A 19,064-nucleotide genomic window follows, 5' to 3' on the forward strand; every position below is an offset into this window, starting at 1 on the left:
TTACCTCAGTTCCAACCAAATTACGCAGATACCAGATGCGATCAGCAACTTAGCCAATCTCACTCAGCTTTACCTCAGTTCCAACCAAATTACGCAGATACCAGATGCGATCAGCAACTTAACCAAGTTGAAATATTTAGATTTGCGTGGCAACCCTATTAGTATTCCTCGCGATCTTCTTGCTCCATCAGAAAAATATTCTCCACCATTAGCACGTCCAATTCTTGACTATTATTTCCGCATCCAAGATCCCAAGGAATCTACCCAAATCTACGAAGCAAAAATCTTGATTGTTGGTGAAGGTGGTTCAGGCAAAACTAGCCTTGCTAACAAACTGATTGACGCTGATTATCAACTTAAACCTGAAGCTGAAGACATCTCCACACAGGGCATCGACATTTTGCAATGGGAATTTACAGGACGCAATCAGCAAACCTATAAAGTGAATATTTGGGACTTTGGCGGACAGGAAATCTATCACCAAACCCATCAATTTTTCCTCACCGAGCGCTCCCTCTATCTATTAGTTGCCGACAGCCGCAAAGAAGACACCGATCATTACTTTTGGTTACAATTAATCCGATTACATGGCAAAGATAGCCCCGTGCTATTGATGCAAAACGAAAAACAAAACCGTACCTGCAACCTCAATCTCCGAGAACTCCGCGCCGAATTCGAGCATCTCAAAACACCCCAAAGCATTAACCTCGCCGACAATCGCGGACTAGCCGAAATCAAACAAACCATTCAGCAGAGCCTCGAAGATCTACTACCCAATGGCATTCCTTTCCCCAACTCATGGCTGAATGTTCGCTATGCCCTCGAAAATGACGGGCGCAACTATATCTCCTGTAATGAATACGAATCAATTTGTCGGTTACATAAAATTACTGATTCTCAAGAGATGCTAGATATCAGCGACTTTCTGCATCGACTCGGCATCTGTCTCCATTTTCAAAAAGATGCAATCCTCCGCCATCGCCTCATTCTCAAACCCAATTGGGGAACTGCCGCAGTTTACAAAATTCTGGACAATGCGAAAGTCAAAAAAGAACTTGGACAGTTTTGTGATGCTGATTTACAAAATATCTGGAAAGAAAGTCAATATGCCAATATGCGCTATGAACTTCTGCAATTAATGAAGGAGTTTAAAGTCTGTTACGAAATCCCTCACCATAAGGGTAACTATATTGCCCCTCACCTCCTCCAAAAAGATCCTCCCAATTACGACGATTGGGATACTAACCAAAATCTGATCCTCCGCTACCGTTACAAAATCTTCATGCCCAAGGGGATTTTGAGCCGCTTTATTGTGGAAATGCACCAAAAAATTGAAAATGTCTCCGATCCCGATCGCGCTTTAGTGTGGAAATATGGCGTAGTCCTCAATCGTGGTAACACCCGTGCCGAAGTCACCGAACGCACCCACGATCGCGAAATTCGGATTCGCCTCAGTGGTTCAGGTCAAAGAGACTTTCTCACCATCATCAACAATGAATTTGAAAAAATCCACGATCGCTTTGAAAATCGCCTAGAATACGACACGCTCATCCCCTGTAACTGCACTAAATGTAAAACACTCACCGAGCCATATACATATACCTTAAAACGTCTAAATCAATATTCCGAACAGCGTCGCTCTACCATTGAGTGTTATGAAAGTGGCGAAGATGTCAACGTTCGCCGTTTACTTGATGACTCCATCGACCCCGATCGCGATCGGAAACTTCGCGAACTAGACGATGGCATTAGTAGCATCGAAGATAGGCGATCGCGCCATGAGAAAGCTGAAAGCCGAGGCGATACTTATAACTTCTACGCAGAAACAGGACAAGTAATTACTGGCAAAGTGAAACCCGCAGGAAACAATATTGGAACTCAGAACAATAACCTCAGTCAAAACCCTGCACCTGAAGCATCACCACCCAATAAAACCAACAGCGCAACTAAACCCATGAAAACGATCCTTCTGCTTGCCGCCAATCCCAAAAACACTAATCCTTTGCGACTCCAAGAAGAAGAACGCGACATCAAAGAACGATTACGCCTAGCTGGTTATGGCACAGAACCAATCAAAAGTGCTGTCGCCGTTCGCCCTAGAGACATTCAGCAATCAATCCTAGACTTCGATCCGCAAATCATCCATTTCTCAGGACATGGCGGCGACGAAGCAGGACTAGTATTTGAAGATATTGACGGTAATCCTAAACTGATTAGCGGTGAAGCCTTAGCCGATCTATTTGAACTATTTAGCGATCGCCTTGAATGCGTAGTTCTCAATGCCTGCTACAGCGAAACACAGGCACTTGCCATATCTCAACATATCAACTACGTCATCGGCATGGATCGAAAAATTGGAGATAAAGCTGCGATCGAATTTGCCGTTGGTTTCTACACCGCTCTTGGAGCAAATAAACCCTACGATTTCGCCTTCAAAAGCGGTTGTATTGCAATTCGTCTAGCAGGCATCGACGAAGCTTATACACCGAAATTGTTGAAAAAGAGCTAAGGTAATTGGTGCTTTTTTAAGAAATTGTTTGTGATCGCGAGAAACATTTAGCTTGTTTACCAAAGATAGGCGATCGCTCTAAAATCGCTCTACTAACTTAAACTTAGCATCGCTATGATTAGGCTTTGCCCCTTCACCACAAGTACGCGGAGTCGGTAAAATCTTCGTCGGATTAGCAATACCCTGTGGATCGAAAACATCGCGTACCCATCGCATTGTCTCTAAATCAGTTTTGCTAAACATCTCAGGCATATAGCACTTCTTATCCGCACCAATGCCATGCTCACCCGAAATGCTGCCACCAACACGCACACAGAGCTTGAGAATTTCGCCGCCTAGTTCCTCCACCGTTTCTAGAGCGCCAGTTTCCGCATTGTTATACAAAATCAATGGATGTAAGTTCCCATCACCAGCATGGAAGACATTGGCAACATGGTAGCCATACTGCTCACTCAGTTTCTCAATCTCCTGCAACACATAGGTAAGCTTAGTACGGGGAATCACGCCATCCTGCACATAGTAGTCAGGACTGAGCCGCCCCATTGCTGCAAAAGCTGCTTTCCTGCCTTTCCAGAGTCTGAGACGTTGTTCGGAATCAGTTGCGGTGGTCACATTTCGCGCCCCATTTTTATAACAAATTTCTTCAACTCGTTTGGCACTTTCGGCTACTTCTATTTCTAATCCATCTATTTCAATCAACAAAATCGAAGCCGCATCACGCGGATAACAATTTGTAGCTACTGTATCCTCGACCGCATTGATGCTCATGTTATCCATGATTTCCATGCCCCCTGGAATAATACCAGCACTGATGACATCGGAAACCGTTGATCCTGCGGCTTCCACGGTCGTGAAATCCGCTAAGAGAACTTGGATCGATTCAGCCGATTTAAGAATCTTGAGAGTTACTTCAGTGGCAATGCCAAGCGTTCCTTCAGAACCGACAAAAATACCTGTGAGATCGTAACCTGGGCTTTCAGGTATTTTGCTGCCAATATCTTTGATCGAGCCATCGGGCAGCACAATCTTGACTCCGAGAACATGATTGGTAGTGACCCCATATTTGAGGCAATGCACACCCCCTGAGTTCTCCGCAACGTTACCACCGATAGAGCAGATGATTTGGCTTGAAGGATCGGGCGCGTAGTAAAATCCTGAACCGCTCACGGCTTGGGTTACCCAGTTGTTAATTACTCCTGGTTGGACGACAACGCGCTGATTCTCAAAATCAACTTCGAGAATCTTTTTCATGCGGGCTGTGACGATTAGTACTGAGTCAGGCAATGGCAAAGCGCCGCCCGATAAGCCTGTCCCCGATCCACGAGCTACAAAAGCCACTTTGTAATTCGCGCATACTTTTACGACTGCCGACACTTCCTCAGTGGTCAGGGGTAGTACCACGATCGCAGGTTGTTGCTTATAACTAGTCAGTCCATCGCACTCATAGGCGAGTAATTCTTCACGAGTACGGACAACATAGCGATCGCCGACGATGGCAATAAAGTCCTTGGTGATCGCCTGCCAATCAATAGCCTGTGTTGGTGCTGAGGAAATATTAGGGATTGGGGCGATCGCGGTCATGCTGCATTTACAAGGTAGTAACTATACCGATTTTAACGCAGTTGGAGTTTAGTCAAGCGATCACTAAGATGACTGTAAATTTTAGACTACGACTTTATCCGCTACGTCCTACCTCTTGCAAAACTTTACTAGCGATCGCAATAGTTTAAAATGCAGACAATCTTCAAATTCTTTTAACAGTTTTGTTTCGCATGATCGAGCCGCCCCAGTCAGTATTTGAGCAGTCAGAGTCACCCTTTACCAAATTCCGCAAGGCAATCGCCTCCAAGGAATTTCTGATTACGGCGGAGGTTTCGCCACCCAAGGGCAGTGACCCCACACATATGCTCGAACAAACGCGATCGCTTAAAGGGCGTGTCCATGCTGTGAATATTACCGATTCCAGTCGTGCAGTGATGAGCATGAGTCCTGTAGCTGCATCAGTATTGATCCAGCAGCAAATCGGGATTGAAACTGTATGTCAGCTTGCCTGCCGCGATCGTAATCGGATTGCGCTACAAGGTGATTTATTTGGGGCAGCCGCATTGGGCATCACCAATATTTTGGCTTTGACGGGCGATCCAGTCAAAGCAGGTGACTCTCCCGATGCGCGATCGGTATTTGACTATGAATCGGTGCGCTTACTGCAATTAATCCAAAAACTAAATCAGGGGCTGGATGCCAATGGGAAAGCTTTGCCCCACCAAGGTACTGACTTTTTAGCAGGAGCCGCCGTCGATCCGCAGTCGCCAAGCTGGTCAGGTTTACAAAAACGCTTTGAGCGTAAGGTTAATGCAGGGGCGCAATTTTTTCAAAGCCAATTGATTACTGACTTCGATCGCCTTGATAAATTTGTAAATCAAATTGCTAGTCAATCAGATAAACCAATTTTGGCGGGCATATTTTTGATTAAATCCGCTAAAAACGCCTTGTTTCTGAATAAATTTGTCCCAGGAGTACAGATTCCTGAGCATATTATCGATCGCCTCGCTAAAGCAAAATCTCCGTTACAGGAAGGCATGGCGATCGCTGCCGAACAAATCCAAACTGCGAGGCAAATCTGCCAAGGTGTACATATCATGGCGATCAAAGCCGAACACTTGATTCCTGAAATTCTTGATCGTGCAGGTGTCGCAGTTCTCTAACTTTCGAGCGATTTACTAAGCAAATTGCTCAAATTTTTAGCATTTTCGGTTACCCTAGGGAATAACCCTAACTCACATCTATGGCAAGACGTAGATATTCTTCAACTCTGAACCAACCTCCTACTGAACCAAGAGCTAACGGTACAACCACTAAATTAGCGATCGCAGGCGCAATTTTTGCTGTCGGTATCGGTGTGGGCATTGCCCTTTCTACGCTCAATCCTACGCCGCGTACCGTTGATGCGATTCGTTTAGATAACCTTGCGCCTAGCCGTGATTTTTGCAATAACTATGGTGCATCAGCTATGGTGATGAGCAGCCGTGTCTATGTCACCCTCAATCCTTTTAATGTGTTCATCAGTCAAGCTGAACCTGTACCTGGGTGCGTAGTTCTGCCCAACAACTGGAATTTGCTGCTACAAAAAAATGTAATTAAAGAAGCCGATATTCGTCAATGTAAAGACAGGATGAATACCTTTGGCTTTACAGGTGATCTGGAAAAAGCGCCCACCGTTGATTGCATCTACGAAAGCAAAAATGCTACGGAAAAGTTTACGAATGGATTGCCTACAACACCGAGTCCGAGTCCCCAACCATAAAAAATTGCGCCTAGCGCAATTTTTTATGATCCCAAAGAAAAAGCGCCGCTTAGCGGCGCTTTTTCTTTGGGAATTTAGCATTCATCAAATGCTTCAAGATCTAATAAATGACGGTATGGCTCGGCTAATTCTGAACCTTTGAAGGCTAGTGATCGCAAAATATGCCAATCGTTCAAACTCTCAAAAGCACTGGCGTAGTCATCGCGCTCTAAACGATCTGCAATTGCTGCGACTTGCGCCGCAGTAAATTTGCTAGGATCAACTTCTGGAGCTTCGCCTACTACATCCTTGGAAGGGTTATCAACCATATCGCTCTATGACAGTCTCGTGAACGGAGAGAGAGGGATTCGAACCCTCGGTACGGAGTTACCTGCCGTACAACAGATTAGCAATCTGCCGCTTTCGTCCACTCAGCCATCTCTCCAAATTTATAAGGAATTATATCTTATCAGATAGCGTGCATAATGCAACCTAATTGTTAAATTTAATAACTTTAACTTTGGGATGCGCGATCTCAGAGAATTTGGCTGCTTTCACCTCGATCTCCTGTAGCTGTCCTAAAGCTAATCCACAGGGAAATCCATATTTTGCCTTAACCCGATCGCTTGCAATATTCAACGCAGTCCGCGATCGCTCTACAAAATCCACTAGGTCATACTCAGTATCGGGCGCAAAATATTCTTTGACGATTAAAGATGGTGAATAGCAAGAGTCTTGAGAGTTATCTGGCCAAGTGATTTGAAAACGGACTTCAGGCATAAAATCTCCTCAAAATGATGGGTACTACTTTCCCACGTAGGGATTATCGGCGCGAAGCGCTGCTTACCATCATTTTTGCATAATGTGTTGTATGCATCTGAGCCGAATTTTCCCATGTGTATTTTGTCAAAATTTCTTGGCTAGCTTGGACTAGAGACTGACTAAAATCAGGGTTAGTGACTAAGCGCATGGCTTGGGCGATCGCCTCCACATCGTCAGGATCAATTAGCACAGCTTGCTGATCCGACAAAAATTCCGTAAAGGGCGGACAGTTAGAAGCGATCACTGGTAAACCCGAAGCGATCGCCTCCATAATTACCAAACCCCAACCTTCCTTAGCTGAGGGAAAGACAAAAGCATCAGCGCAGCGATAAAGTACTGGTAATTCAACATCGGTGAGAACGCCTGTAATGATTAGGGATTTGACTATATCTAATTCCTGTGCGATCGCGAGAAATTGATCGCGATAGTCTTGATAGTCAAATAGGGTTGCACCTCCCGCGATTACTAACTGCGCTTCTGGGCAGTCCACTAAAACCTGAGCAAAGGCTTGAATTAACTTAATTGAGTTCTTTCGTGGCTCAATCCCACCCACGGTTAAATAAATTGGTGAACCTGTTAAACCAAATTTTTGTTTGATTTGTAATTCTGTACCATTGCGATCACTGGAGAATCTTTGCAGATTTATTCCGTTAATTACTCGCGGCGCATGGATTTGATAATATTCATAAATTTGGGCTTGCCAGCCTGCACTTACACATAGACATAGCTCAGCTTCCCGAATAGAGCGATCCTGACAAGCCTGTAAATAGGGACTGTTGTAATCTTCGATATGGTGAATGGTGCGGATAAAGTGGGGAATGCGTCCTTGCGATCGCAAAATTGCTAGAGCATTGGCACTGATGCAGTCTTGAGCATGATAAATATCATAATCAAGGTTTGAGTTCTGCAAGTAATCCACAAATTCCTGAATACGTTGCTGAATTAGCTGATCGATTTCCTGTGGTGCAGGTTGGGCAAGAATTGGTTGAACTTCACAAGACAAATGGCGATCAAATCCCGAACCATCTTTGTCTAATGCGTAGATACATACTTGATGTCCTAATGCTTGCAATGCTTCAGCAAGTTCTAGAGTATGGATCACGCTCCCTCTAGGTTTTGTGGAGTAAGTGAGTAAAGCGATGCGTAATTTAGGAAACTGCGGCATGGATTATATTTTATGGGCAATGTGAAAAGCCGAGATGAAAGAGAGGTTTAGGAGATCTCCTTGATGTTGATGAAGTGCTTCTCGCAAATTTGTAAATAGATGATTTCTGCTGTTCTCGTTTAGAGCAATATATGGCGAAAGTGTACTCAAAAGTAAAAGATAATCATCAAGACTATAGATAACTTGATAGATTGAAGATTCATACTTGACATTCTTAAAATACCCTGAATCAGTGATGAGTTCACTGAACTTTAGAAAATCTGCTTGATGATTTTTTCTACCTTCATGTCTAGCATATAGAGGAATCGAAGGCGCTAGGGTTTCATAAACCGCATCAACTATTTGATAGGTTTCTTCATTTAGTTGGGGTGGAGTATTCCATAAAAGAATCAGAGAACCTTGCGGTTTCAAGGCTGCTGCTGATTTTGCATAGGCGATCGCAGGATCAATCCAATGCCAAGATGTCGCCGCTAGAACTGCATCAAAGCGATCGTATTCCAATGCCCATTCTTCAAAGGCAAGATTTTGAATTTCGACATGGGGATAGGCTTTACAGTTTTGTTGAGCGAATTCGGAAGCCTCTCGATTTGGTTCTAGACTCAAGAGTTCAAAGCCAAGCTGAGCAAAGGGAACTGTAGCGATCGCGGGACCACAACCTAATTCGAGGATTTGGGCTTGTGGTGGCAACTGAGCAAACTCAAGCGCACGTTCAATCACTGTTTGAGGATATCGAGGTCTGACGCGATTATAGGCAGTCGCTACTGAGCTATACCAATGCTTTCTTTCGCCTAAGTCTTTGCCAGCATAGTCGGCTACTACTTCTGTCCAAGTTTGCTTACTGATTTGACTTCGGCTTTCTTTGCTCATTATCTTTGTACCTACAGCAGTTTTTACAGCTAGCGCTACTAAGAAGTTAATGGCGGCGCGAAGCGCCGCCATTAACTTCTTGGGTTTGTGGTCTAACAAGAGTGGCGACAGCTATACATTAACTTTACAGCGATCATCTTAAATTTGCTGTAGCGATCGCCAGTATGCAAAAAATTTCGCGTAACATCTATAGTTGTGAGAGTGTGCCCCGATGGGGCACACTCTCACTATTTAATTAAGAAAGAAATACCGTCAAGGCAAAACATGAATTACGATGCGATCGCGATCGGTGCAGGGCTATCGGGCTGTAGTGCTGCTATCCAACTAGCAAAGCTGGGCTATCGCGTCCTGTTGCTAGAGCAAAGCCATTATCCGATGCATAAACTCTGCGGTGAGTTTCTATCCGTTGAAGTAACTGAGTCATTTGAGCATCTAGGCATAATGGAACAAGTTCGCAAAGTTGGCGCACAACCGATTCATCGGGCTTACTTGACTACCTCTGGTGGTGCATCATTTCGGAGCAAGCTCCCTAGTACAGCAATGGGCTTGAGCCGCTATCAACTAGATTTGATGCTATTTCAAAGAGCGCAAGCGGTAAATGTAACTTGCATTGACAATACTAAAGTTACAGGCGTGACAGGCAATCTTGCAGAAGGATTTACCGTGAATACTACTAAAGGAGAATTCTCTGGAAGATTAGTACTGGGAGCATTTGGTAAACGCTCTTCGCTCGATCGCACTCTTAATCGTTCATTTATGCAAAAGAGATCGCCTTGGGTTGCCTATAAAGGACATTTTACAGGGGTGGATATTACGGACGTGATCGAATTGCATAGTTTTCCTAATGGCTATTGTGGACTATCGCAAATCGAAACAGGGGAAATTAATGTCTGTTGGATTGCCCATGAACGGGTGATGAAAGAACCAACGCATCCAGAGTTAGATATTCCTGAATCCTTAGCCAAAAATCCTGTCCTAGCCGATCGCTTTCGTCAGATGCAACGAGTTTCGCCATCGCTGCAAGGCTTAAGTCAGATTAGCTTCGCTCTCAAAGAGAACTTCTATAACGACATCTGCATGATAGGCGATACGGCAGGCATGATCACGCCCCTCTGTGGCGATGGCATGGCGATGGCGTTGCGATCAGCAGAAATCGCGGTTCCCTTGGTTAGTCAATTTCTTGAACATCAAATTAGTGCGATCGCCTTTAAACAACAATATGCGATCGCATGGCGCAAAGAATTTCAAACACGATTGCAACTCGGAAGAGTAATGCATAATTGCTTTGTGCAACCGCCTCTGGCAAATTTAGGTGTGAGCCTATGTCAAATGGCTCCCGCTTTAGGAAATTGGATTATCGGTGCGACTCGCGGTAAACCAAATCCTCTAGTCAGCAATGATTTTGCCAGTAATGCGCTCTCCTAAGGCAATGCCTACACCTGCAATTAGGAAAGTAATCGCGGTTAATACAATCACATTTGGTGTTGAGAGCATGTCCGCAGGTTTTGGAACGAGATAACCAAAAATCGCGATCGCTCCTGATAGCCCGCCAAAAAATGTGCCAACGGTCAATCCCCCCAATGATTTGGGAACCATTGTGAGGGCAAAGGCAACCATGCCATTATTTACGGCACTGAGACAGGTGAGCATCAAGAGAATGCTGATGATGGCAGCGATCGCGCCATAGCCGAAGGATAGCAATCCTAAACCTGTGGCAATTCCGCCCAAGCTAATCATCATCAGGCGTTTGTTATCCAGTAACTTACAGAGGTTTCCTGTCAACAGCGCTACCAAGCCTTGGGCAATCAATGCCGAACCCATTAACACCTCAAAGGAGAAGCCCGTGAAACTTGTAAGATCTGCTTTGATCGTTCGGGGTAATACATCTCCCATCAGTAAGCGGATGCCTAAACCTATCGCTGCTCCCACAAGCATAACGATCGCTAAGTTGCTCCAGCATTCTCGAATGGGTAAGGGTTCGTTTTTCTCTAATTCGGGATTGAGATTTTTGGGAATGTAGATCATCGCACTTCGCAAGCTTGCCACACTGGCAAGTAATACAATCGAGGCGATCGTAAAAGTCACGGGTGCGCCCAGCCCCACAATAAATTTCGTTGCCAAAGGTCTGATCGAACCAACAAAGCCACCAACTAGGGTTAACACACTGCCTGCAAGCGGTAATTTGGTTGCCCCCGCAAAGATCCCCAGTAGACACATAACTGGACTGCGAAAAGTCGCCATGACGATTGCCCAGAGAATCGCTAAGCTGATCAAAAGTACACGCGTAATTTCGCTTGATCCACCAAAAATCACCACACAGGGTAAGCCAATAAAAAAAGCCGTCGCCGCGATCGCGGCAGCAACAATAAAAGGCATTCGTGAGCTATACCAACGCTGCCAGCGATCCGATAGACCACCAAATAATGGCTCGACGATTACGCCGATCGCACTTTCGATGACCAGTATCAATGCTGTTAATTGCTGTGCTTGACTAGTGGGATAGCCAAAAACCTGCTCGATAAACTTTGGCAGATAAATACCGTAGGCAATCCAAGTCAGAGACATGGCTCCCTGAACTGAGGCTAAACCCCATACTTGGAGCCAACGCACTTGACTTGATGTTTGATCTGATGGTGGGGCGATCGCCATAAAGCTCTTCTCATTTTGTCACGATATACAAGCAAGATGATTTCCCATTTAAAACTTACCCCACCCTAGCCCTCCCCTTGCAAAGGGGAGGGAACAAGATTTCTGGGTTTCCCCCTTTGCAAGGGGGAATTAAAGGGGGTAAGTCCGACTTATGTCTAGACGATGGGAGCTTCTTTACGAGAAATAATGTCCTAAAAGGAGTCGCTATGCGACTCCCTTTAGTTAAAACTGCATACAGCCTTGCATCGAGATCTTGCCATCGGGCATCGTTGCACGACAAAGATTCGCTTGACTCAAATCCACATTAGTTACATTCGCATTGGTAAGGTCAGCCCGATACAAATCTGCACCCTTGAGGTTTGCGCCTGTCAAATCTGCACCATAGAGGCTGGCATTCCGCAAAGAGGCATTAGTAAGATTTGCGCCATTGAGCTTAGCGTAGACCAACTCAATATCAATTAAATTGGCATTTTCTAAATTAGCTTCGGTTAAATCAGCATATTTCCAGCGACTATTTCGAGCATTTGTCCCAGACAAATTTGCTTGGATCAAATCGCTATGAATCAAGAAAGTATTTCGCAAATCAGAGTTGCTGAGATCCGAGCCACGAAAATCAGCATAGTACATAGTACTAAAAGACAAAATTGCACCAGAGAGCGCACTTTTTCGCAGATCTGCAACGTCAAGGAATGATTCGCGCAAATCGACCCCATTTGCCGCAATACCGCTTAGTTCGCAGCGCTGACAAGTACGATGTTCTAACAAAGCTTGAAGATGTTCGTCATTTTGAGCTTGTGCGCTCGATGTGAGTCCAATGGTCATGACACTAGCCACAAGAGCGCTAGCGATCGCAGTCACGGTGTGAGTAAAGGCTGTTGACTTCATAAGAAAAGTACCATTATTTAGCAATCCCTCTTTAATTGTTATCATACGCTCCCTCTATACAACACCGCAAAATGTAACAAACCATAAAAGTAACAATGGGTGAGTTATTACATGCAAACCCGTAAGATTATTCCCCCTGCGGGGGGTAATCTTACGGGCTTGGATAATTTATATATCGGCGCAATAACGTGATATGTGCTGCTTTTAATTATTGAGTTGATGGTCTGATGATTTTGTATACTTGTAGTATTTGTTAATGTTTTGTGATGGATCGTACTGAATGTTCGAGCAGTTTCTAGAAACGAATAATTTTTCTTTTCGACCAGAAGTCATTCCCATTTTGGGAGTACTAATTCTGCTAGAGGCAATTCTGTCGGCAGATAATGCGATCGCTCTCGCCGCGATCGTGCGTAGTTTGCCAGATCCTAAGCAAGAGGAATGGGCATTGCGTTACGGGTTGATCGGGGCTTTTGTCTTGCGGGTCGTGTTGATCTTTACGGCAACATGGGTAATTAAATATTGGCAATTTGAACTAGCTGGTGCTGTATATTTGCTCTGGCTGTCGGGCAAATTCTTCTTAGAAAAGTCCCAAGAAGGACATGACGCAAAACATCCAGTGCGAATGGCTGATAAATTATGGCAAGTTGTGGCTCTGGTTTCGCTAACAGACTTGGCTTTTTCGCTGGATAGTGTGACGGCGGCTGTGGCAGTAGCCCAAGAGACTTGGCTCGTACTTATTGGTGGTGTAGCGGGGATCATTACCTTACGTTTCTTAGCAGGATTGTTTATCAAGTGGTTAGAAGAATTTACCCACCTTGAGTCCGCAGGTTACCTAATTGTGTTGCTGGTAGGTTTGCGCCTATTTATTAAAGTATTTTCTGATAGTCTAGTGCCGCCTGAATGGTTGATGCTGACTTGTATTGGACTAGTATTTCTCTGGGGATTTTCTAAGCGTGAGCCAACAGATGAGCTTGAAGCGATCGCTGAGCAACCAAAATAATTTATCGAGAGGAAAGCTTTGCGATCCTCTCTTTTGTCTACAATAATCAAGACGGAAAAAGGAAAAATAGCCAGATGTTTGAATATCCTGAAGACCTTAAATACACCAACTCCCACGAATACATTCGGCTAGAAGATGACACCGCCATAGTGGGAATCACTGCTTTTGCGATCGATCAGCTAGGTGATATTGTATTTCTCGATCTTCCTGAAGTGGGGACAAGGGTAGAAAAAGGTCAAACCTTCGGCACAATTGAGTCAGTTAAAGCTGTAGAAGATATCTATTCACCTGTAACAGGCACAGTGATGGAAGCGAATACGGGCTTAGTGGATGAGCCTGAAAATATTGGCAATGATCCCTATGGTGCATCGTGGTTGCTCAAGGTGAATCTCGAAGATGTAAGCGAACTAGATGGCACGATGTCCGCGAGTGAATATCGCAGTAAGGTAGAAGGGCAATAAAAAAGGCTGCACAAAGTGCAGCTTTTTTTATGCTTGAAAATAAGCAGTGACACCAAAAATCAAAAAGAGAACGCCACCAATTCCTGTAATTACACGTTCTGAGATGCGTCCTGCCACCATACGACCGCCAATCACAGCAATCACAGTACAAATGCCATGACCTAAGATTGCCCCCAAGGTCACAAAAACTGGATCGTTCGCCGCCGCTAAAGCGATCGTGCTAATTTGTGTGCGATCGCCCCATTCTGCCAAAAAAGTCATCACAAAAGCCTGTATCCAAATACCAATCTGGGGATAACGCGCTAACATTTTGCCGAATAGGGGAATCGCAATTTGTTGTTTTTGTTCTTCAACAGTCTCTTGAGCTTCCTTGACAACTTCCTCGGTTGAATTGGGTGACATGCGGATGGCATCAATAATTAACTTCACACCAAAAATCAAGAATAAGGCGATCGCCCCATAGTGAGTGTAAGTCTTTGGCAATAAAGATACGGCTTGCCCCAACAGAACTGAGAGTACTGTCATAAATGCTAATGCTGATAACACTGATGAAAATACGGTGCGGTGGTCATAGCGCATCGACAAGATCACAGCGATAAAAAAAGTTTTATCCCCTAATTCCGAAATAGTAATCAGCAGTAAACTTGCTGTAAAAGCTTGTAACAATCTCTTAATTCTCTCGATAGTTAATACCAATTCACGAAAGTGTTGTCACACTTCCGTGAATTAAAAACTGGTTTTCTAGTTAAGAAATGGCGTACATTTCTTAACTTGGCATGACTTCGATTATAAGTCTTTTTAAGAGATTTTTTACTAATTTTCAAATAGATAGAAAGCGGTAAAAGTATTGTGAGGCAAGCATTTCACATAATGAATCAATAATGAATTGATCATGAATCAATAATGAATTGTCAGAATTAGATTTAAGAGAGAAATGCGGCGCTACGCGCCGCATTTCTCTCTTAAATCTAATTATCTTTTAATCTTGGTGGTAACTCGATTGTAAAAGTGGAACCTTGATTAACTACACTTTCCACAGAAATTGTGCCGCCCATCAGCAAAACAAGTTGCTCCGTAATCGCTAAACCTAGCCCAGTCCCACCATGCTTGCGGGTAGAAGACTGATCGACTTGACGGAATTGCTCAAAAATTGTGCGTTGAAACTCAGGCTCAATACCAATGCCTGTATCGCGAACAGATATCAGAATATTTGATGTCGCGAAAGGAGAATTTGGTAATTCCTCGCTAGATGAATTATTTGTCGGTGCAATAACGTCAGATAAAGGTTTCTCTAGCATTGGATCTGGTGTTTCCGAAGCATATTTTAGCTCGACACAAACTTCGCCACTATCAGTGAATTTAATTGCATTAGAAACTAAGTTGGTAATTACTTGCTTAATCCGAATCGAGTCATGATAAATGGCACAAGTACCAATATGATTTTCAAATACAAAATCAAGAGATTTGATATTGGCTAGTGGCTGTAAGCTTTCGCAGGTATGATGAATGAGTTCATCAAGATTAAAGATTTCTGGATGAGCTTCCATTTTTCCTGCTTCGATTTTCGATAGGTCGAGAATATCGTTAATCAAGTCCAGCAGATTTTTGCCATTGCGAAGAATGCGCTCTACCATGTCAATTTGGCTGCTAGAGAGGGCATCACGACGCTGACGTAATAACACTTGTGAAAAGCCAATAATTGCATTCATGGGTGTTCGTAGTTCATGGCTCATATTCGCAAGGAACTGGCTCTTGAGTTGGGTAGCCTCTAGTAACTGAGCATTTTGAGCTTCGATTTGGTTGATTAATTGGGCATTGCCGATCGCGATCGCTGCTTGGACTCCAAAGGAAGCCAATAGATTCAAATCTTCGCGAGAACTAGCTCTCTCTAAATGAAAATGCCCGATCGCTAATACCCCTAAACGACCAGAGCGACTAGATTCAATCGGCACACACAAAGCACTTTTAACGGGGAGATCCTCAATCAGATGTGATTCCCCTGCTTTGATTTCAATGGGAATTCCTTCTTTGAATACCTGTGCAATTAGATTTTGAGCATTCAAATCAAAGGATTCTTGCAGAGGCAAATCATCGGGCAAACCCTTTGCTGCGGATAGAGTCAGTCGATTCTCCTTGGGATTGAAAAGGGCAATCACACAAATCTCCGCCCACATAATCGCATCACAGGTTGCTTCTACGACTGATTCTAAAAGAACATCAAGATCTTGTAACTGCTGATTAATCAAGTTGGTGAGCCGTTGCAAAATACTCATCCGCTTTTGCTGCTCAATCATGATCTTGTTGGTTTCCTGCATCACCTTATCGCGATAGCGCTGCTCCGTCACATCTCGCAAAATCATTACACTACCAATTAGCTCTGACTCTGTACCAACAAGCGGTGCAGCCTTTGTACTGAGAATAATTTCATTGCCTTCAGGAGGACGCAACACCACTTGATCTTCCACCACTTCGCCTGTGGACATGGCACGAAATACAACGAGATTCGCTAAATCAACGGGTTCACCATCTTGATGTCTGATGTCAAATTGTTTGACAATCTCTTCCATCGATTTGGCGATTACAGGTGATGCGGGTACACCATCATTCACGGCATTAAAACTGAGAATTTTGCGCCCTGCGGAGTTAATTTTGAGAATGCGTCCCGCAGGATCGCTGAGTAATACGCCATCGGCAAGCTGCTCGAATACCGTAGTTAGTTCTTCGCGCTGACGGGCGATCGTTTCAATGCTCTGGGCATTGCTAATTGCTGTGGCAAGACGACGACCAATCGATTGGAGAATATTCCGTCCGCGATCGGAGAGAGGTGTCAGACTACCTAAAAATAGAACCCCTACAAGGCTGCTTCTGAGCATCAGGGGATAGGCGGAAAGACTTTGAGGCAACAAATCACCAACGGGAGTCCGATAAACCAGTGTTTGTCCCTTCAGGCGATCGCCTTCCCAAACAATTGCTTCTTGCAGTTGTCCAGACTGCCCGATGATTCCTTCACCTAGGGAAATTTCTGTCATGGCTTGACTAGTTTTATAGCCCCATTCGGCAGCTAGGACTAGACAGCCTTCAGGTCGTGTGGTTGGAGTTTCCCAAAGGTAAATGCTTCCGAGTTGTGCGCCTGTTAGTTTACAGATTTCCTCTAAACTCGCTTTAATTAGTTTGTATTGATCGGTGGTATTTACTAAAACGCGATCAAGGGATTGCAGCGCAAACTGAATGTCACGGGCTTCTAAGGTGGCGGTTTTGGTTTCTAGATGCGCCGCCATCCGATTAAAGACCTTAGCAAATTCCCCAATTTCATCAGCACGATTTAACTGCGATCGCGCGGACAAGTTGCCTGTAGATAGTTCTTCGGCAGTTTCTGCTAGCTCCGACAGTGGTGGTTGAATACTCCGAATAATGGAAATGGCGACAAATAGCCCCGAACCTAAACCCGCAGAAAAAATCACGATCGCCAGCCATGTGGTGAAGGCTTCTAATTCGGGTGTGCCTTGCTGGATATGCAGTAACAAGATCAAGGTAGCTGTGGCTAGCAGGGAGGTGCTAGTGGTTAGCCCAAAAATTAAGCGATTGACTAAACTTTCACGGCGGGGCAGGTTGGCATTGGTCATGGAGCTTTAGTTTCGTTTGGCGATCTAGTTTGATTTTAGTACTTTTAGTCAAGCTGCTGGAAGGCGATCGCGCCAGACTAGCTCAATCCTGCTCCGATAAAGGTAATCGCCGACGTGCTGAGGCGATCGCTTGTTGGAGTTTTGCTTGGAGTAATTCTTTGGGCGGTAATTAATTACACCCCTTTCAGCAAGAGGGATTTAAAATTTGAAAGCAGTCTTCTTGAGAAAGTTTGGGAATGGTTTGGAGAATTTCTGTAGTTGTAATCATGGTGTTTTTTTCCTATTTTATCAAGGCTTGAAAGCGTGGATCGTGGCGGATGTTGTCAAAATCTTAGCTATCCTAATCCAATGGCAAATACAACACTTTCGCATCCCATTCTGATTGTTCGGTAACTTCAATGATTAACAATAATTCATCAATTGCCTGTCTAACTGACATTCGATCGCTGACTACAAACATCCCAGACATTTTTTGATTTTTGAAGAGTCTCTCATAGGCAAAGTCTGGCATTGTGGCACGATCGTGAGTTAGGAGAATTCTGTTGTTTTTTGCTGCCCATTCTAGGATTTCTGGATCATCAACGTGCAGTAAATTTACATCTTGCACTCTTAGTAAATCTAGGCTTGGTTGTCGCAAAAATAATCCACGTACAATATTTCCGTTAAAGTTTTCGTCACTTAATAACCGCATTACAATTAAGCCTCTTGGTTATTGCGTCTGGCTAACAGGCGCGATCGCACTATGCTCATATCTGGTTGCAGTTCTTGAAAACGTTGCTGAACTTTTGTGGCTATTTGTTCTCTTTGTTGGAGATAGGCTTCTACGGCTTCTTGATGGCGAAGGTAATAGGCGATCGCGCTGTAAGTGTCGGATAGGGATAAGGTGGAGTATTGCTGCACGATGGTTTCGGGTGATGCTCCGTCTAGGAATGCTCTGATTACGATTTCTAGAAGTACTCTAGTTTTGCCGATGCGGATTGCTCCTGTTTCGTCTTCTCGAAAGGGTGGTGCTTCGCGTTCTAAAACTATGCTCATGGGTTTATCTCCTATGGGAATTAATATCTAAAACAACAATTTAGTAAAAGTCTTCGCCATCAAGGGCTGTTATGGCTGTTAGTTCTGGATCGTTGGTGTAGTCGTCAACGGCAAGTAAGGCGGCGATTTTGAGTTGTTGGTTGATTTGGGCGCGGGTGGGTTTTGTTTGAGTTAGTAGTCTTTGTAAAAGTATTTCTGCTATTTGGAAGCAGTCTTCTTGAGAAAGTTTGGGCATGGTTTGGAGGATTTCTGTAGTTGTAATCATGATGTGGTTTTCTCCTATTGTATCAAGGCTTGGAAGCGTGGATCGTGACGGATGTTGTCAAAATCTGAATCAGTGTTTGACATTTCGCGGTACTTATCAGGGTTGAGTTGAATCGCTTTTTGTAGATTCTCTAAGGCAAGTTCAATCTGGTTTTGAAGAGAATAAGCACAGGCTTTGTTGTAATAAGGACTTGGATAGTCAGGGCTGATTTCCAGGGCTTGGTCATAGGATGAGATCGCTTCTTCGTATCTGCCTAAATTATCTAGCGCAATGCCTCGGTTGTGCCATGCTTCGTCTTTGTCAGGTTTGATTTGCAAGGCTTGGTCATAGGCGGAGATCGCTTCTTCGTATCTGCCTAAATTATCTAGCGCAACGCCTCGGTTGTTCCATGCTTCGTGKTCGTCAGGTTTGATTTGCAAGGCTTGGTCATAGGCGGAGATCGCTTCTTCGTATCTGCCTAAATTATCTAGCGCAATGCCTCGGTTGTGCCATGCTTCGTC

Annotated in this window: 20 protein-coding genes and 1 tRNA gene; 7 read left to right on the plus strand and 14 right to left on the minus strand. The window is 44.3% G+C overall.

The window, feature by feature from the left end; all coding sequences use genetic code 11:
* Positions 1-2,509: COR domain-containing protein (locus B9G53_RS23160; RefSeq protein ID WP_141211867.1), on the plus strand; the 2,509-nt coding region annotated here is incomplete at its 5' end.
* Positions 2,510-2,587: 78 nt separating this feature from the next.
* On the opposite strand, the gene glcD is transcribed toward B9G53_RS23160, so the two are convergent.
* Positions 2,588-4,090 (minus strand): glycolate oxidase subunit GlcD, encoded by a 1,503-nt coding sequence (gene glcD / locus B9G53_RS23165; protein WP_094535809.1) that lies wholly within the window; start codon positions 4,088-4,090, stop codon positions 2,588-2,590.
* A gap of 191 nt (positions 4,091-4,281) precedes the next feature.
* Here glcD and B9G53_RS23170 point away from each other — a divergent pair, with 191 nt between their 5' ends.
* Both B9G53_RS23170 and B9G53_RS23175 read left to right on the plus strand, forming a co-directional pair.
* Positions 4,282-5,214, plus strand: coding sequence for a methylenetetrahydrofolate reductase (locus B9G53_RS23170; protein ID WP_094535810.1), 933 nt, complete (start codon positions 4,282-4,284; stop codon positions 5,212-5,214).
* Between the two features lie 80 nt (positions 5,215-5,294).
* Positions 5,295-5,813, plus strand: a complete 519-nt coding sequence (locus tag B9G53_RS23175; RefSeq protein ID WP_094535811.1) for a DUF3172 domain-containing protein — start codon at positions 5,295-5,297, stop codon at positions 5,811-5,813.
* 74 nt (positions 5,814-5,887) lie between these two features.
* Here the strand turns inward: B9G53_RS23175 and B9G53_RS23180 are convergent, their stop codons facing one another.
* From B9G53_RS23180 to B9G53_RS23200, 5 genes are all read right to left on the minus strand, one after another.
* Positions 5,888-6,121 (minus strand): DUF2555 domain-containing protein, encoded by a 234-nt coding sequence (locus B9G53_RS23180; RefSeq protein WP_094535812.1) that lies wholly within the window; start codon positions 6,119-6,121, stop codon positions 5,888-5,890.
* Between the two features lie 24 nt (positions 6,122-6,145).
* Positions 6,146-6,237 (minus strand) — tRNA-Ser (locus B9G53_RS23185).
* 47 nt (positions 6,238-6,284) lie between these two features.
* Complete coding sequence (locus tag B9G53_RS23190; RefSeq protein WP_094535813.1) at positions 6,285-6,572, minus strand: MSMEG_0570 family nitrogen starvation response protein; 288 nt, start codon at positions 6,570-6,572, stop codon at positions 6,285-6,287.
* Positions 6,573-6,615: 43 nt separating this feature from the next.
* Entirely contained in the window at positions 6,616-7,779 is a 1,164-nt protein-coding gene (locus B9G53_RS23195) for an MSMEG_0565 family glycosyltransferase (protein WP_094535814.1), read from the minus strand.
* Positions 7,780-7,782: 3 nt separating this feature from the next.
* The gene (locus tag B9G53_RS23200) at positions 7,783-8,646 is read right to left on the minus strand and encodes a bifunctional 2-polyprenyl-6-hydroxyphenol methylase/3-demethylubiquinol 3-O-methyltransferase UbiG (protein WP_094535825.1); all 864 of its coding nucleotides are present in this window, start codon (positions 8,644-8,646) and stop codon (positions 7,783-7,785) included.
* A gap of 201 nt (positions 8,647-8,847) precedes the next feature.
* Here B9G53_RS23200 and B9G53_RS23205 point away from each other — a divergent pair, with 201 nt between their 5' ends.
* Complete coding sequence (locus tag B9G53_RS23205) at positions 8,848-10,071, plus strand: NAD(P)/FAD-dependent oxidoreductase (RefSeq protein WP_369683015.1); 1,224 nt, start codon at positions 8,848-8,850, stop codon at positions 10,069-10,071.
* Here B9G53_RS23205 and B9G53_RS23210 read toward each other — a convergent pair.
* Both B9G53_RS23210 and B9G53_RS23215 read right to left on the minus strand, forming a co-directional pair.
* Entirely contained in the window at positions 10,033-11,295 is a 1,263-nt protein-coding gene (locus B9G53_RS23210) for an MFS transporter (RefSeq protein WP_094535816.1), read from the minus strand. The genes B9G53_RS23205 and B9G53_RS23210 overlap by 39 nt on opposite strands.
* A 222-nt stretch (positions 11,296-11,517) precedes the next feature.
* Positions 11,518-12,225, minus strand: a complete 708-nt coding sequence (locus B9G53_RS23215; protein ID WP_094535817.1) for a pentapeptide repeat-containing protein — start codon at positions 12,223-12,225, stop codon at positions 11,518-11,520.
* A gap of 235 nt (positions 12,226-12,460) precedes the next feature.
* Between B9G53_RS23215 and B9G53_RS23220 the strand changes: the two genes are divergently transcribed.
* Both B9G53_RS23220 and gcvH read left to right on the plus strand, forming a co-directional pair.
* Entirely contained in the window at positions 12,461-13,180 is a 720-nt protein-coding gene (locus B9G53_RS23220) for a TerC family protein (protein WP_094535818.1), read from the plus strand.
* A 74-nt stretch (positions 13,181-13,254) separates the two neighbouring features.
* The gene (gene gcvH, locus B9G53_RS23225; RefSeq protein ID WP_094535819.1) at positions 13,255-13,641 is read left to right on the plus strand and encodes a glycine cleavage system protein GcvH; all 387 of its coding nucleotides are present in this window, start codon (positions 13,255-13,257) and stop codon (positions 13,639-13,641) included.
* A 27-nt stretch (positions 13,642-13,668) separates the two neighbouring features.
* Here gcvH and B9G53_RS23230 read toward each other — a convergent pair whose 3' ends face one another.
* A complete protein-coding gene (locus B9G53_RS23230) occupies positions 13,669-14,307 on the minus strand; it encodes a TMEM165/GDT1 family protein (protein WP_094535820.1) in 639 nt (212 codons plus the stop codon).
* 302 nt (positions 14,308-14,609) lie between these two features.
* Positions 14,610-17,264 (minus strand): ATP-binding protein, encoded by a 2,655-nt coding sequence (locus B9G53_RS23235; RefSeq protein ID WP_094535821.1) that lies wholly within the window; start codon positions 17,262-17,264, stop codon positions 14,610-14,612.
* A gap of 29 nt (positions 17,265-17,293) precedes the next feature.
* On the opposite strand from B9G53_RS23235, the gene B9G53_RS27650 reads away from it, so the two are divergent.
* Positions 17,294-17,437, plus strand: a complete 144-nt coding sequence (locus B9G53_RS27650) for a hypothetical protein (protein WP_176453327.1) — start codon at positions 17,294-17,296, stop codon at positions 17,435-17,437.
* Positions 17,438-17,604: 167 nt separating this feature from the next.
* On the opposite strand, the gene B9G53_RS23240 is transcribed toward B9G53_RS27650, so the two are convergent.
* The 4 genes from B9G53_RS23240 to B9G53_RS23255 form a co-directional block, all read right to left on the minus strand.
* The gene (locus tag B9G53_RS23240) at positions 17,605-17,955 is read right to left on the minus strand and encodes a DUF5615 family PIN-like protein (RefSeq protein ID WP_094535822.1); all 351 of its coding nucleotides are present in this window, start codon (positions 17,953-17,955) and stop codon (positions 17,605-17,607) included.
* Positions 17,956-17,960: 5 nt separating this feature from the next.
* A complete protein-coding gene (locus tag B9G53_RS23245) occupies positions 17,961-18,299 on the minus strand; it encodes a DUF433 domain-containing protein (protein ID WP_094535823.1) in 339 nt (112 codons plus the stop codon).
* A 40-nt stretch (positions 18,300-18,339) separates the two neighbouring features.
* The gene (locus tag B9G53_RS23250) at positions 18,340-18,564 is read right to left on the minus strand and encodes a hypothetical protein (protein ID WP_094535824.1); all 225 of its coding nucleotides are present in this window, start codon (positions 18,562-18,564) and stop codon (positions 18,340-18,342) included.
* A 14-nt stretch (positions 18,565-18,578) separates the two neighbouring features.
* A partial coding sequence (locus tag B9G53_RS23255; RefSeq protein ID WP_141211868.1) for a tetratricopeptide repeat protein occupies positions 18,579-19,064 on the minus strand: 486 nt, incomplete at its 5' end.

Source organism: Pseudanabaena sp. SR411 (assembly GCF_002251945.1).
Lineage (GTDB): Bacteria > Cyanobacteriota > Cyanobacteriia > Pseudanabaenales > Pseudanabaenaceae > Pseudanabaena.